Origin of the sequence: Lacrimispora sp. 38-1, assembly GCF_049890855.1 — a bacterium.
In the GTDB taxonomy this organism is placed as follows: domain Bacteria; phylum Bacillota; class Clostridia; order Lachnospirales; family Lachnospiraceae; genus Lacrimispora.
Map to the genome: position 1 here is coordinate 81,655 of NZ_JBANEW010000055.1, position 14,519 is coordinate 96,173.

The window sequence follows — 14,519 nt, forward strand, 5'->3', positions numbered from 1 at the left end:
TGATTCCGGTTTTATGCATGTTCCTTTCCTTCTCCTTTATAAAAAGCAAATCCTTTTTTACTGTTCTGTTTGATATAGTACATGGCCTTGTCGGCTGCACTATACAGTTCTTCATAGCTGCTCCCATCTTTTGGAGCAACGGCGATGCCGATGCTTGCAGAAACCCGGATCACCGTATAATATCCCTCTTCCGTATGATCCATCAGTTCAAGAATAGACTCAGCCATATCAGTAATCTGCTGTACCTCCAGGTCCTCAGGAATGAAGACCACAAACTCATCTCCGCCTACTCTTGCCACAATCCCATCCCTGCCCACCAGCTTATCAAGAGCTTCCGCTACTCTGGTTAAAACCTGGTCGCCTGCCGCATGTCCGCAGGAATCATTGATTTCCTTAAAATTATCCAGATCGATCATGAAGAAGACACCGATGCTCAGAAGTGCCAGTTTTCCATCGATAATCTGCTCACCCGACCGGTTATACACACCAGTTAACGGGTCCTTTCTTGCGCGGTTAAGGAGCATCTCCTCTCTCCCCAGCTGATCGGTAATATCCTCCAGCTTGCCAACCATACGGGATTTGCGGTCAGCTTGTCCTGGAAGAATTTTATACTGACAGCTGAACCACCGGTATTCTCCCGATTGTCCTTTTAAGCGGATTCTGCAATACCGTACCTCTTCCGGCTTACTGCCAAGCAGCGCCCACCGGAGACGGTCTCCGTTCTGCCAGTCATCGGGGTGGATTAAATATCCGCCTCTGTTCAGCCTTAAAACCCCTCTTGTCTTTAATCTCTCCAGGAATAGTTTTCTTCTGGCATTGGAAGTAAATTCTATGGTATCTGTCTCATAATCATACTCGTAAAGCAGTGTGTCTGTGAACTGAGACAGAACCGAATACCGTTCTGACTCCAGCTGAAGCTTCTGTTTTTGTGTGTAAAATAATAAGAATATCCAGCTGCAGCCAGCAAGTGTCAGCAGAATCAGCAGAAGGGCCGTTCCAAAAAACATGCCGAATACATATTCTGAATGCAGCATGATATCAGGAGAACGGACAAAATTAACAAGACTCCAGTCATTTACCCCTGCTTTCATCACTGAAATATAATAGTTTTTTCCGTTCCTGGAAAAAGAGGTAGTGAAAGAATCTTCTTTTTTAATTCGTGTTTTAATGGCTTCTGCACTCTGACTTTCAATCTCATCACTTTTGATGGAGGAAAATAAATTGCCTTTAATCAAATTCTGATCACCATTGGAATAAAGAATGCTGCCATCCGGTTCTATGATCAGTGTATAGATTTTTTTAAACGGCAAATGCTTTCCGGCTCCCCCACCAAGCTCCTCCGTCTGAAAAGAGGAAAACAAAACCCCCACCACCGTACCATTCACGTTCAGCGGCTCGGCCACCGAAAATATGTATTCCGTTTGGTTTTCCAGGGGGACCTCAATATCCAGTACACCCGTCTTCCTGTTTAAAACCTGTTCATAAAGCTCTCGTCTTCCTTCTCCGGATATGGTTTCTTTCCAATTGCTGCATGAGACATAATTCAGTTTATAATCCGGATTCTCCTGCTCCATCTTCGTCAGGTAAGTATTCAGCCATTGATCTTCCGGAGACAGACCGGCTGCCTCCATCATACTTTCCACGCCGGATCTTATATCTCCTGCATCATCGGCTATCTTTAAGATCTGATTTTTCTGTGCATGTGTAAAGGAAGTAAGACTTGAGTAAATCAACTGATTGAATTCCTGATTCAGCTTTTCCTGCTGACTGGATAAGAAAATAAAAGCAAGGACCAGCAAAATAAGAACACTGAACATGCCCGCGATCACAGATGTAATCCTGGAGTCTCTTCCGTTGTTCATATAAGTGATCTCCGTTCTGAAAATACGTTTTCTGAAAAAAGCCAGTGGAAATTATTCCAGCCGGCTTTTCTCACTTCTAATATTCATTATATCTCTGCATCAACGGTTTTACAATATCTTTCAGGCTTCAATTCCTCTTAATTTTATATAATCCTTAATCAGCCTGGCCGTCTGTTCCAAATCAATCCGGCTGGTATTAATGATGAGATCATAGTTGTTCCAGTCTTCCCAGTTTTCTCCGGTATAGTAGCGGTAATATTCTTTCCGCTCTTTGTTAATCTTCTTTACGCGCTTGGCTGCTTCTTTCTCATCCACTTTATCAACTTCCATGGTTCTCTGAACCAGTGTGGGTGTATCTGCATAAACAAATATTTTCACAAGTCCCGGAACATTCTCTTCATCACGGCTTAAAATATAGTCCGCACATCTTCCGGCAATGATGCAGGATTCCTCTTTCGCCAGTTCTTTTATGACCTGTGACTGAAAACGGAATAAATTCTCCGGTTTTACTATGTCTGCATCGGTGGAAGGTCTTCCAAGCTGAGGCTTTAATCCGCTGACAATCCGGTACAGTAAATTATTGCCGGCTTTTTCATCTGCAAGGCGGAAAAAAACTTCTCCAACCGCACTCTGTTCCGATGTGATCGTCAGAATCTCCTCATCATAAAAATGAATTCCCAGTTCCTCTGCAAGAGCTTTTCCCACAATACGTCCGCCGCTTCCGTACTGTCTTCCTATGGTGATGATCAGATTACTTTTTTCATTCATAATGCCTGCCTCCTTTTCCCTTACATGATATATGAAGGATTTCTTGCTTCTATTGTACTCTATTATGGCAGGATTTACAATTAATATTGTTCTGCAACTGTATTAAAACAGATGGAACCGTAAGGTCTGATGCTCATTCGGTAAGCATTGCCTTCTCCCATGGTTTTTTCCATATAGGAAATGTATTCTTCTGCAATCTCATTAGGCAGAACAGCCATAATCACTCCGGCAAAACCGCCTCCGTGAATTCTGCACGCTCCCTGCTTTTTTCTGGCAATAAACAGTTCCGTAAGTGCCAGAGCAACCGTAATTCCCTGTTCCTGGAAGCTGGTGTTCGTAAAACAGTTCTGCAGCCATTTCCATGAAGAATTTCCGGAAGCAGTAATATTTGATAAAAATTCGTCAAATCTTCCCTCTTTTAATGCGGCCACTTCGGCATCCACACGCTTATTTTCCTCAAAGAAGTGAAGAGCACGGAGTACGGAACGATCTCCTGCGAATTCCCGCACCTCATTTAAGCGGCCAATGACATCTTCTTCAGATATATCCGCACAGACTTCTTTCCCAAAAAATTCCGCCACCTTTTTCATCTCCGCAGGTACGGAAGAATAATCGGCGCTTAAATCCGCATGTCCCTTTCCTGTGTTGACAATGATCAGACTGTGATTCTGGGATGCAAAATCAAAATCAATCTGTTCCACAACCGGCTGGGAAGGATTCTTAAAGTCAATGGTAATCAGACCGCCCACTGCACATGCCATCTGGTCAAGCAGACCGGAAGCCTTATCCCAGTAGACGTTTTCCGCAAATCTTCCGATATGCGCATAAGCCACTGTATCCATGCGGCTGTCATTAAAAAATGTATTCAATATAGAACAGAGAAGCATCTCAAAGGAAGCAGAAGAGCTGACCCCTGCGGCACTGATTACATTACTGGTTATATAGGCGTTAAACCCACCGATCTGATAACCTTTCTCTAAAAATCCCTTTAAAAGCCCCTTTACCAAATCTATGGTTCCGGCCTTTTTATCGCTTGGGGACAAATCAGTCAGATCAATGGTAAAGCTCTGGTTGTAAGTCACACTCACAATATTTACGACGGTGCTGTTGTTTTTTGCAGCCACACCAACACAGTCTAAATTAATGCTTCCTGCCAGCACTTTGCCGTGATTGTGATCCGTATGATTTCCGCTTATTTCTGTACGTCCGGGTGATGTAAATAAAAGCACGTCCTCTTCCGGAAAATGTTTTCTAAAGTCATTGATCAGGTTCTGATATCTTACAATATTCTCTCCTGCCGCTTCTTCCCCATATAAAGCAGTCATCAGTTTTCCTGCCTTTTCGGATTCCAAAAACCGGATTGTTTCATCTGTTTTCATGCTGCAAAATCTCCTTTTCCCCATTCATTGGCAGACAAACGCCATTGTCTCGAGTATAACATAAGTGCCAAAGTTTTCACAATATAATATTTTACGAAAAGCTATAAAATAATTTGACTTCCCTTTTCCCCTCCTGTAAAATGAAACAATCAAAAACTTTGGAGGTCCTCATGCTCTGGAATGACAAGCCTTACCACGCTCTGGATTATGAACTGAAAATGAAATACGGACAGAAAGTCTATAAGCTTGCCTTAGACGGAGGCATGACCTGCCCAAACCGTGATGGCTCTCTGGGAACAAAGGGCTGTATTTTCTGCAGCAGCGGCGGCTCCGGTGAATTCGCGGAATCAAGAAAACTTCATGCTTCCGTAGCAGAACAGATTCAGTCTGCCAAAAAACGGGTTTCTCTGAAGATGAATACAAAAGATGGGCTCTATATCGCTTATTTTCAGTCCTACACCAATACCTACGCGCCTGCAGACTATTTGCGGGAACTTTTTACACAGGCCATTTCCCAGCCTGATATAGCTGTCCTTTCCATTGCTACAAGGCCGGACTGCCTCCCACCTGATATCATTCTTTTATTAAAGGAGTTAAACCGGATCAAACCGGTCTGGGTGGAACTGGGACTCCAGACCATCCATGAATCCACGGCGGAATTCATCCGGAGAGGTTACCCACTGTCCGACTTTTATAATGCTTACCAGAATTTAAAAGAAGCTGGAATAACTGTGATTGCCCATGTTATTTTAGGGCTTCCGGGAGAATCGAACGATATGATTTTTGAAACCATCCGCTATCTGGGACATTTAGGAGAACACGGCATAGACGGGATCAAGCTGCAGCTGCTTCACATACTGGAAGGAACTGACCTGGCGTCTCTTTATAAAAAGGGCACAGTCCCCGTATATTCTCTTTTGGAATATACGGATCTGGTAATTGACTGCATCGCCCTTCTGCCTCCATCTGTCGTGATACACCGGTTAAGCGGAGATGGTCCAAAAGAACTTCTTCTTGCACCTTTATGGAGCGGAAACAAACGGCTGGTCTTAAATACTCTGGCCAAACGATTAAAAGAAAGAGGCATCTGCCAGGGTGACAGATACCTCGTCTGATTTAATTGCCGTTATTATGAATGACACCATTGTCATCAATTGTAATACCAAAGGAAAGGTTCTGAAAATACTGGTAAAATCCTTTTATGTCTTCCGGTTTTGTCAGTGTTTTCGTAAATCCGGCGCCAGAGGTTCCCGGGACCAGAGAAAGGCTGGTAGTATTCCCGTCAAAATTCACCTCTGCTCTCATGAGAGCTGTTTTAGGAATACTGCTTCCGAAAATAAAATTGCCCAGACTGTAGCAGATTGGTTTTCCCTTATAATACTCCACTCCCTGAAGTACATGAGGATGGCTTCCCACAACCAGATCTGCGCCTGCATCGATGATCTGCTGTCCCAGCTGCCGCTGGTAGTCCCTGGGCTTTTCTTCCCGCTCCACTCCCCAGTGAACATAAACTACCAGATAGTCACATAAACTCCTGGCTTTCCGGATTTCCTCGAGAAGTATGGAAGGATCGTATCCGCTTACCATACCGGGCTTTTTGCTGTTCGCCACCCAGTCCGGATCGGGATAAACTCTTGAAGCTGCAAGAAAGCCAAAGGTTTTTCCATTCACTTCCATGGTTTCCAGCTGTTTTGCCCGGTTCATATCCGGCCCTGCTCCGACATAGCGTATTCCTGCTCCGTCTAATGCCGTACAGGTATCCAAAAGCGCATCCGTACCATAATCCAGCGTATGATTGTTGGCAATTGTTACTATATCAACTCCAATTTCATTCATCATTGTCACCCGGTCAGGATTTAACCGGAATGTAAACTGCTTGTCCGGCGCAGCTGACCCGCGGCTGCTGAATGGAAATTCCTGGTTAGCCATAAAGATATCTGCCTTACTGATCTCGCTGCGCATTCCCTCATCAAGTACCCCATTTATGCCACCGCTTTTATCGTATGCCGTCGTAACATGAGTAGAAAGTAATATATCTCCCGCAAAAAGCAGATGAACCACCGGCTTTTGCTCCTGGTTTGTACTGGAATCTTTCGTCTCTTCCGCCACAGTCACAACTTCTTCACTGCTGCTTTCTTCCACGGATGCCTTAGCGGTCTGTTGGTCAGAAGAAGCGGGAGTCTCCCTGTCAGCTTTGCTGGCTGCTTCTCTGCCGCCCTGTCTCACCTTCCATTCCGTTCCTCCGATCCACCCTGCCAGCAATACAAACAGCAATACGGGAAGGATAATCAGAAATTTCATGGTTCCATTTGTCTTCTTCATTTATTCCTCCAGATTGTTAATAATTTCCACATATTTTTGACTGATTCATAACTTTTTCCACAAATACTGATCTTTTTTCCCCATCTACGACTCAGTAACTCACTTTTCCACCGTTTACCTGTGGATAATTCATAACATTTCCCTTATATATTCTATGGTATTAATTCCCATTTTTACATCTTACACTGGTTCCATGGTTTTGTCAAATGAAGAGGACGCAGCGGGATGCAGAAAAAGGCAACAAAAAAAAGCCTGATCTGCAGAAAGGAATCCCTCTTCCTGTTCTCTGCAAAACCGGCTTTTCTTCCATGTATGAACCACAGTCATTCCTGACTTACAGGGTCATGATAATCCCGCCGTCATTGGCATATACCGTAGCCACACCTGCTGTATCAGTAATCATTATGTCCTTAAATACTCCTCTTTTTAACATCTCCTGCTTTACAAATTCTGCCCTCTCCGGATTATTGCAATGAGCGATTGCCAGTACCTTGTTCCTGGTATCTCCAGCTTCCTTTATAGCAATATCAGCCATACGGGTCAGTGCTTTGTTGATTCCTCTGGCCTGGTCAAGCTTGATAATCACACCGGATTCAGCTCCCATAACAGGCTTGATATTCAAGGCTGTTGCAAAAAAGGCCTGCAGTCCGGTAAGACGTCCGTTCTTTCTTAACGTATCAAGGCTTTCCAGCACAAAATAGGTCCTCATATTCTTTATATAAGTTCTCACCTTATCTTCAATCTCTTCAAAGGGAAGAGATGCCTGGCAGAGAGACTGGATGTAAATAGCGATATTAAGCTGTCCGCATGAAGCAGAATCTGATCCAAACACTGCAATCTTCTTACTGTCTTTTCCATGTTCCTCTTCATACAGCTTCTTACCTAAAACTGCACTGTTATAGCTTCCGCTTAAATGTTCAGAAAGAGTGATGACAAAAATCTCATCCTCCTCACATTCAAATGACTCTTTATATAACTCAGGAGACGGACAGGCTGTCTTAGGAGACTCACTGCTGCTCTTCACCAGCTCAAGAAAACGCTTCTGATCAAACGTCTCATCATCTATTATCTGAGTATTGCCGACCTGCAAAATTAACGGAATGATCTGAAAGTGGGGATCTTTCTTCAGATCCGGCGTCAGGTCTGTACAACTGTCCCCAATGATTTTATAGCTCATATCTATATTTTTCCTCCTGGCACGAAACTTATCATGTAGTATTCATTACTATATATTATAGAGAAACAAAGTTCGTCTGTCAATAGAATTAATATGAAAAAAATGGATGTCAAAAACAGCTGCCTTCTATTTGAAGACCTGCTGTTTTTGGCATCCATCTTTTTTATGATCTGTTATGAGACTGAATTTTTTATTCTTCAGCCATTACTAACATAAGCTCATTGCTTCTTGCAATAAAGCCTGTCATACGCTCCGGTGTCAGGGATCCGTGGCTTAAAGCAGCAAGATCATAAAGCTGTTCACAAATCGCATTGGTATGAGCTCCGTCCCTGTGGCCTAACACATACTGAACCAGCTTGTTGTTATAATTAAGAACCAGAGTTTCGCCTCCTGCTCCAAAAAGGGAAGCATCCATACCAGGCATGGTGTACATCTTCATCATCTCCTGCATACGTCTTGATTCTTCAGAAACAGTGATCATGGAAGATACGGAATCGTTCTTTAACTTCTCAACTTTAACCTCTAAATTCTCCTTATTTAAAGCCTTACGGAAAAGTTCTGTCAATGCTTCCACATCAGACTTCATGGATTCTTTGTCCTCTTCAGAAACCTCTTCTTTGAAAATATCGGATAAGTCGGAGTTAATACATAAAAACTTCACGTTTTCATTCTTCTGCTCTAAATAGCCCACAAACGGGTTATCAATGTTCTCTGTTAAATATACCGCATCCAGGCCAGCTTCTTTAAAGAGGTTAATGTACTGGCTCTGTTCCTTTTCATTCGTAATGTAGAATACGCGGTTTTCATGCTTTTCCTTATTCTCTTCCAGACAGTCTGCCAGTGTTAAATACTTGCCTTCCAGGTTCTTAAAGAGAATGGAATCATTGATCTTTTCCGCAAATTTCTCATCTTTTAAGCAGCCGAATTTAATAAATGGATTGATATCTGCCCAGTATTTCTCATAATTTTCGCGGTCTGTCTTAAACATACCGGTCAGCTTATCCGCTACCTTCTTTGTGATGTAGTCTGAAATTTTCTTTACAAATCCGTCATTCTGCAGTGCACTTCTTGATACATTCAGCGGAAGATCCGGGCAGTCAATCACACCCTTTAAGAGCATTAAGAATTCCGGTATTACTTCCTTGATATTATCTGCAATAAATACCTGGTTGTTGTACAGCTTAATAGTACCATCCAGGCTGTCATAATTTAAGTTAAGCTTGGGGAAATAGAGAATTCCCTTTAAGTTAAACGGATAATCCATATTTAAATGAATCCAGAATAACGGTTCCTTGTAATCATGGAATACCTTGCGGTAAAAGCCCTTGTAATCCTCTTCTGAGCAGTCATTGGGATGCTTATTCCACAGAGGGTTGGTATCATTCACTGTAACCGGGCGCTTTTTAATCTTGTATTTTTCTTTGGCAGGAGAAACCTCCACGGTTTCCTTTTCGCCGTTCTCTTTCTCCACTTCCTCTGTTTTAGCTTCCTCAACAATCGTCTCAACCACAGTATCCTTATCAGTCAGCTCTTCCTTTTCAATGGTCTCAAACTGAGGCTCTGCTGATAAATTGGATAAGTAGATTGCAACGGGCATAAAGGAACAGTATTTCTCTAAAACTTCTCTGGCCCTGTATTCATTACAGAACTCCAGACAGTCTTCATTGAGATAAAGCTTAATGGTAGTACCGAATTCCTCTTTATCCCCTTCTTCCATCTCAAATTCCGTACCGCCGTCAGACTCCCAGTGAACCGGAACTGATCCCTCTTTATAGGACTTTGTGTCGATCGTCACCTTATCTGCAACCATAAAAGCTGAGTAAAAACCAAGTCCGAAATGTCCGATAATCTGGTCTTCATTGGTCTTGTCCTTATACTTCTCAAGGAAATCCTTAGCTCCGGAAAAAGCGATCTGATTGATGTATTCATCCACTTCCTCCATGGTCATACCGATACCGTTATCTTTAAAAGTAATGGTCTTTTCATTGGAATCCGTAATCACTTCAATCTTAAACTCCAGATCATCCGGCTTCTGCCATTCACCCATGATATCAAGCTTTTTCAGCTTTGTGATCGCATCGCTACCATTGGACACCAGCTCACGGTAGAAAATGTCATGGTCTGAGTACAACCACTTTTTAATAATCGGAAAAATGTTTTCGCTGTTGATTGTTAAGCTTCCTGTTTTTGCCATATCAGAACACTCCTTACTCTCTTTTTCTATTTTTGTTCCATGACCATCATGGAATTTTTACAAATTATACCTGCAAAGAATATTCTAATACGCAGAAATGGAAATGTCAATAGAAAATCAGCACTCAAACCGTTTGAGTGCTGATAATATTATTCTTCCAGATAAAGGATCTGGTTTTGCTTTAAAAACTCCTTAAATGCCTGGTCCCATTCCTGATCTAATGTCTTGTCCAGAGTAAAAACAGAAACCGAGGTCCCTGTCACACAGGTCAGGCGGTCTTCCTCGTATCTTATATTAATATACAGTCCCTTAACCTCATTGGCGGTTAGGGAAATACTTCTTTCAGAAAGGAAACGCTGCGTATCCTCTTTTGGCATCTGCATAATAATCTTAAAGCTTCCAGGCAGCCGCTTCCCTTTTATCAGAGAAAAACAAAAGGGCTTCATCATGGCCCAGGTAGACAGCTCCCCTAAATTCAGTGCTTCCTTCTCTTCCTCTGTATAATAGCCGGACCGTATGGCTCCGTCAATGGTAAATGTATTAAAGGTAGTAACAGAAGCCTCTTTTACAAGAAACCGGTCAAAGACTTCTCCTACAAACAGTTTGGTTGTAAAAGGCTTCATCTCTTCTATATTCAGCGCAATCATGGTTTCATTCTCCCCGTCCGTATTTTCTCCGTTAACTATACAACGGATACTCTTCCAATGTCAACGCAGGATTTCTCACCCTGGATTTCTCACACTCTCCCGGTATTCCAAACCACTGTCTTCTATGCTATAATAGATTCACCGGTTTCAGACAGGAAACCAATAGGACATCAGAAAAGAGGATAATGATATGAATCATATGAAACAGCTGGAAGAACTGATTGCAAAATCCGTTTCTCCCTATCACTGTATTCTGGCGGCTGCCGGTCAGCTTACTGCCAGTGGATTTAAAGAACTGCCTTTAGCAGAGTCCTGGGAATTAAAACAGGGCGGCTCCTACTATATAAACGCATTTGACTCCACCTTAATCGCATTTACCGTAGGCAGGGAGCTGGGAAATATCCCATGTCTTAAGCTGGCTGCGTCCCATACGGACTGGCCCTGTTTAAAAGTAAAACCTTCTCCTGAAGTAACCTCTCTGGAATATGGAAAGTTAAATGTGGAGGTTTATGGCGGTCCTCTCTTAGGTACATGGTTTGACCGTCCCTTATCCATGGCAGGCAAGGTCAGCGTAACAGGCGATACACTCATGAAACCCAGAACAATCTTCGTTGATTTTTCCCGGCCTGTTCTTACTATTCCTAATCTGGCCATACATATGAACCGCAATGCCAATGAAGGGTTTGCCTTAAATGCCCAGGTGGACATGCTTCCACTCATAGCCCGGATCACCGATGAGTTGAACAAAGAAAGCTTTTTTATCGATGCGCTTGCAAAAGAAGCAGGAGTAAAGAAAGAGGACATTCTGGACTATGAAATCTGCATCTACAATTATGAGTCAGGAACCACACTTGGTCTGCAAAATGAATTTTACTCCTCACCCAGACTGGATAATATCACTTCCGTTTCTGCATGCTTAAGCGGCATTCTTGCAGATACACACGAGGGTGGAATCCATGCCATTGCCCTGTATGACAACGAGGAAATCGGAAGCCACACAAAGCAGGGAGCTGCTTCCGCACTGACCGAACATATTCTGGAGAAGATTTACGCCTCTCTTGGTTATACGAGAACCGATTTTCTGAATGCTTTGCTCAGCGGATTTCTTCTCTCCATGGATGTGGCTCATGCCATTCATCCAAACCATGGTGAAAAATGTGATATAAAGAATCAGATCATGATGGGAGACGGAGTAGCCATCAAACTGGCGTCAAGTCAGGCCTATGCAACCGATGCCTCCAGTACAGGCGTGATCGAGGGCATCTGCCGCGCCTATGACATACCTTATAAGAAGTTTTCAAACCGTTCTGATGTAAAAGGCGGCTCAACTCTGGGAAGCATTTCTTCTGCCCTTCTGACCATACGTACAGTGGATGTAGGTGTTCCTATGCTTGCCATGCATTCGGCCAGAGAGCTTATGGGTGTCAAAGACCAGGAAGCACTTGTCAGACTGGCCGAAGCCTTCTTTCACGCTTAAAAAAAAGGAAATCAGCCACAAACTGGCTGATTTCCTTTTTTATGGAAGCTGCCCCATGGTTTCCGGCAATACCTCCCGGCTGGATTCCAGGGTTTCAGAAGAAGTTTTATTTCCCTGAACATAACGGTATCCAAACAACCCTCCTGCAGTCAGTACAACCAAAAGCAGAAAGAATAATAGAAACATGATGCCTCTCGTAAACAGTTCCTGTCCGCGTTTTCCCTTCCGCCTGCGGCTGCGTTTATTCCCACTGCGAATCTCTTCCTGCTTCATTGGTGTCCTACTCTTCCTTCCTTATGATTCAATCTGGAAAATGCTTTTTGTATATTTCAAAAAAGCTGGCGGTTGTGGTTTTATCTTCTTTGGAAAATTTAAGATCCTTCCACGTGTCATTGCTGAATGTAACAGCATGATCCTGCTTAAACCGGGCATAGATCTGGTCAAATGCCTCTTTCTTCCGGCTGGTATATAAACCTGACTTTCGTTCCTGGGTCGCAGCCTCATCATAATCGCTGACACACCGGATAATATAATATTTCCCCTCATACTCTGTCACCTGGCTGATCTCGCCTGCTGCCAGACTAAAAGCCGCATCTTCCAACGCTCCCGGCTTCTCTCCTCTTCCAATCTTACGTTCGATGGTACCATCTTCTGAGTATTCTCTGGCAATGGCCGGAAAATCAGCCCCCTGCTCCTTTGTCTTTAAAAGAACTTCTTCTGCAGCAGCTTTATCTGACATCACAATCTCATCGACCACAATTACCTTGGCTTCACTGTCACTGATTTCCAGATTCATATTCCTGGTCAGCTCCACCACTACTTTATTAGACAGATAATATTCCTCATACATGGTTCTCACATCTGACTGGGTCACTCCCATATATGCAATATCATCGGGAGTCAGAGAAGCATAATATTCCTCCGCAGCCTTGCGTACCTCTTCCTTTTCCCCGCTTGTCAGGGTCACTCCCTTACTCTCAGCAAGAAGATTCATCATCCTCATCTCCTGGAGAAATTCTTTTACCTGATCCATCAGATAGGTTTCAAAGGTCTGGCCGCCAGGAAGTTCCACTCCCCAGATCTGACTGGTATAAAGCTGTTGATATTTATTTCTCTCCGTCGTCAGAATGATCATGGACTGGGGCAGAGAGTATAGCTTCGTATCCTTAATTTCCGATACAAGGGGAATCTCCGTCTTGCAGCCGGAAAGCATGGCGGATACTGCCGCCGCAATCAAAAGGAGTCTTCCCCAGTATCTGCGCAGATTCTTCATACGCACCCCTCTTTCTTATAAAAGCAGCTTCAGTATCTTTAATACGCCCTGATTTAAATTCGTATCGGTCTGAAACCGTGCTGCATGTTTTACTTCTTTTCTGGCATTGCCTACGGCAAAGCTGTAGTATGCCTGATTTAACATCTCAATATCATTTAACTGATCGCCGAATGCCATGGTCTCTTCCGGCGTGATGGAAAGGCTTTCCTGCAGAAGCTTTACCGCCTCACCTTTATTCGTTCCAGGTCTCATACAGTCCATCCACATATCTCCGGCTATGGTGATCTTTAACCGGTCTCCATATTTTTCTCTCAAATGTCTGGTATGGGTTTCCACATCTGTTTTCCGGTAAACGCTTATTTTGATAAATTCGGACTGAACTTTTGTTAAATCATCCACCATTTCCACACGGAATTTGTATCCGTTTACCATCCAGTCAATAAAATCCGGGTCTTTCGTCTCTAAGTAAACCACATCAGGGCCGCTCAGCATGACCTCAAGTCCTTCCATTCCCCTGACATCAGCCACCATATCCATAACAGTCTTGTGTTCAATTGGATTTAGAAACAGATTTCTGCCATGACAGCCTATGTAAGCACCATTGTCAGAGAGATAGAATATTTTTTCTTTCACCGGATCGAAGATGGATTCAATACTAGCCCACTGTCTTCCGCTTGCTGCAGCAAACTGAATTCCCTTTGCCCGTAATTTCAGTATCACTTCATGAAGCTCGGCCGGAACCTCATAGCCTCCGTCTGGCACCAGTGTTCCGTCAATATCTGATGCAATCAGTTTTATCATTCTTTTTCCTCCTGCTCACATATCTTCTTTAATTCCTGATAGACACGTCCTACAGGCAATCCTACTACATTACTGTAATCTCCGTCAATCCCCTTAATAAATGCAGCAAACCGTCCCTGGATTCCATATGCGCCTGCTTTATCCATAGGCTCCTCTTCCTCTGCATAGGAACGTATCTCTTCCTGTGTCATAGGGTATACATGAACATCCGTCTGCTCTGCAAAAGAACGGACTTTCATTTTATTCTCTCCGCAAAGGATCAGTGTCACACCGGTGAAAACGTTATGAGTTTTCCCCTGAAAGGAATCAATCATCTCAAAGGCTTCTTCATGGGTTTTCGGTTTTCCTAAAATCTTACCTCCTGCAGCCACCACAGTATCCGCTCCTATAACGACAGTGCCGGGCAGCTGTTTTTTTGCCACATCCTCCGCTTTTTGCAGAGACAGTTCTATTACTGCTTCTTTTGGAATTGTGGTAGTTATGATCTCTTCAATCCCACTGGGTTCTATAAGAGGATTCAGACCGACCTGGTTTAAAAGTTCTTTTCTTCTTGGTGATGCCGAAGCAAGCACAATCTTAATATCACTTATCATTGGTACCCTCTCTTATTCTTAAACTG

The 14,519-nt window shown here is 43.3% G+C and carries 13 protein-coding genes; 2 read left to right on the forward strand and 11 right to left on the reverse strand.

Features of this window, described 5'->3' with window-relative positions:
- Nucleotides 1-11: 11 nt before the first annotated feature.
- From V7D18_RS14490 to V7D18_RS14500, 3 genes are all read right to left on the reverse strand, one after another.
- Nucleotides 12-1,862 carry a sensor domain-containing diguanylate cyclase gene (locus V7D18_RS14490; RefSeq protein WP_426155059.1) on the reverse strand — a complete coding sequence of 617 codons (1,851 nt, stop codon included), beginning with the start codon at nt 1,860-1,862 and terminating at the stop codon, nt 12-14.
- A 120-nt stretch (nt 1,863-1,982) separates the two neighbouring features.
- A complete protein-coding gene (locus tag V7D18_RS14495) occupies nt 1,983-2,630 on the reverse strand; it encodes an AAA family ATPase (RefSeq protein WP_117417453.1) in 648 nt (215 codons plus the stop codon).
- Between the two features lie 80 nt (nt 2,631-2,710).
- Nucleotides 2,711-4,009, reverse strand: a complete 1,299-nt coding sequence (locus tag V7D18_RS14500; protein ID WP_426155061.1) for a galactokinase — start codon at nt 4,007-4,009, stop codon at nt 2,711-2,713.
- A gap of 170 nt (nt 4,010-4,179) precedes the next feature.
- On the opposite strand from V7D18_RS14500, the gene V7D18_RS14505 reads away from it, so the two are divergent.
- Nucleotides 4,180-5,124, forward strand: a complete 945-nt coding sequence (locus V7D18_RS14505) for a TIGR01212 family radical SAM protein (RefSeq protein WP_426155063.1) — start codon at nt 4,180-4,182, stop codon at nt 5,122-5,124.
- A 1-nt stretch (nt 5,125) separates the two neighbouring features.
- Here the strand turns inward: V7D18_RS14505 and V7D18_RS14510 are convergent, their stop codons facing one another.
- The 4 genes from V7D18_RS14510 to V7D18_RS14525 all read right to left on the reverse strand — a co-directional run bounded on the left by V7D18_RS14510 (nt 5,126) and on the right by V7D18_RS14525 (nt 10,349).
- On the reverse strand, nt 5,126-6,331 hold the full coding sequence (locus V7D18_RS14510) for a CapA family protein (RefSeq protein WP_426155065.1): 1,206 nt from the start codon (nt 6,329-6,331) through the stop codon (nt 5,126-5,128).
- 334 nt (nt 6,332-6,665) lie between these two features.
- On the reverse strand, nt 6,666-7,508 hold the full coding sequence (locus tag V7D18_RS14515) for a DegV family protein (RefSeq protein WP_426155067.1): 843 nt from the start codon (nt 7,506-7,508) through the stop codon (nt 6,666-6,668).
- 190 nt (nt 7,509-7,698) lie between these two features.
- On the reverse strand, nt 7,699-9,702 hold the full coding sequence (gene htpG, locus V7D18_RS14520) for a molecular chaperone HtpG (RefSeq protein ID WP_426155069.1): 2,004 nt from the start codon (nt 9,700-9,702) through the stop codon (nt 7,699-7,701).
- A 149-nt stretch (nt 9,703-9,851) separates the two neighbouring features.
- Nucleotides 9,852-10,349: a DUF5721 family protein gene (locus V7D18_RS14525; protein ID WP_426155071.1), complete on the reverse strand. Its 498-nt coding sequence runs from the start codon at nt 10,347-10,349 to the stop codon at nt 9,852-9,854.
- 190 nt (nt 10,350-10,539) lie between these two features.
- Between V7D18_RS14525 and V7D18_RS14530 the strand changes: the two genes are divergently transcribed.
- A complete protein-coding gene (locus V7D18_RS14530; protein ID WP_426155073.1) occupies nt 10,540-11,826 on the forward strand; it encodes a M18 family aminopeptidase in 1,287 nt (428 codons plus the stop codon).
- Between the two features lie 39 nt (nt 11,827-11,865).
- Here the strand turns inward: V7D18_RS14530 and V7D18_RS14535 are convergent, their stop codons facing one another.
- The 4 genes from V7D18_RS14535 to V7D18_RS14550 are packed head-to-tail and all read right to left on the reverse strand — an operon-like array spanning nt 11,866 to nt 14,493.
- Nucleotides 11,866-12,099, reverse strand: coding sequence for a hypothetical protein (locus V7D18_RS14535; RefSeq protein ID WP_426155074.1), 234 nt, complete (start codon nt 12,097-12,099; stop codon nt 11,866-11,868).
- Nucleotides 12,100-12,127: 28 nt separating this feature from the next.
- Nucleotides 12,128-13,099 (reverse strand): peptidylprolyl isomerase, encoded by a 972-nt coding sequence (locus V7D18_RS14540; protein ID WP_426155076.1) that lies wholly within the window; start codon nt 13,097-13,099, stop codon nt 12,128-12,130.
- Between the two features lie 15 nt (nt 13,100-13,114).
- Nucleotides 13,115-13,900 (reverse strand): HAD family hydrolase, encoded by a 786-nt coding sequence (locus V7D18_RS14545; protein WP_426155078.1) that lies wholly within the window; start codon nt 13,898-13,900, stop codon nt 13,115-13,117.
- On the reverse strand, nt 13,897-14,493 hold the full coding sequence (locus V7D18_RS14550; protein ID WP_426155080.1) for a Maf family protein: 597 nt from the start codon (nt 14,491-14,493) through the stop codon (nt 13,897-13,899). The genes V7D18_RS14545 and V7D18_RS14550 overlap by 4 nt, the downstream gene beginning before the upstream one ends.
- Nucleotides 14,494-14,519: the final 26 nt, after the last annotated feature.

Coding starts and splice junctions, on each gene's coding strand:
- V7D18_RS14490 (WP_426155059.1), bottom strand. CDS start 1,862: ATGAACAACGGAAGAGACTCCAGGATTACATCTGTGATCGCGGGCATG.
- V7D18_RS14495 (WP_117417453.1), bottom strand. CDS start 2,630: ATGAATGAAAAAAGTAATCTGATCATCACCATAGGAAGACAGTACGGA.
- V7D18_RS14500 (WP_426155061.1), bottom strand. CDS start 4,009: ATGAAAACAGATGAAACAATCCGGTTTTTGGAATCCGAAAAGGCAGGA.
- V7D18_RS14505 (WP_426155063.1), top strand. CDS start 4,180: ATGCTCTGGAATGACAAGCCTTACCACGCTCTGGATTATGAACTGAAA.
- V7D18_RS14510 (WP_426155065.1), bottom strand. CDS start 6,331: ATGAAGAAGACAAATGGAACCATGAAATTTCTGATTATCCTTCCCGTA.
- V7D18_RS14515 (WP_426155067.1), bottom strand. CDS start 7,508: ATGAGCTATAAAATCATTGGGGACAGTTGTACAGACCTGACGCCGGAT.
- htpG (WP_426155069.1), bottom strand. CDS start 9,702: ATGGCAAAAACAGGAAGCTTAACAATCAACAGCGAAAACATTTTTCCG.
- V7D18_RS14525 (WP_426155071.1), bottom strand. CDS start 10,349: ATGATTGCGCTGAATATAGAAGAGATGAAGCCTTTTACAACCAAACTG.
- V7D18_RS14530 (WP_426155073.1), top strand. CDS start 10,540: ATGAATCATATGAAACAGCTGGAAGAACTGATTGCAAAATCCGTTTCT.
- V7D18_RS14535 (WP_426155074.1), bottom strand. CDS start 12,099: ATGAAGCAGGAAGAGATTCGCAGTGGGAATAAACGCAGCCGCAGGCGG.
- V7D18_RS14540 (WP_426155076.1), bottom strand. CDS start 13,099: ATGAAGAATCTGCGCAGATACTGGGGAAGACTCCTTTTGATTGCGGCG.
- V7D18_RS14545 (WP_426155078.1), bottom strand. CDS start 13,900: ATGATAAAACTGATTGCATCAGATATTGACGGAACACTGGTGCCAGAC.
- V7D18_RS14550 (WP_426155080.1), bottom strand. CDS start 14,493: ATGATAAGTGATATTAAGATTGTGCTTGCTTCGGCATCACCAAGAAGA.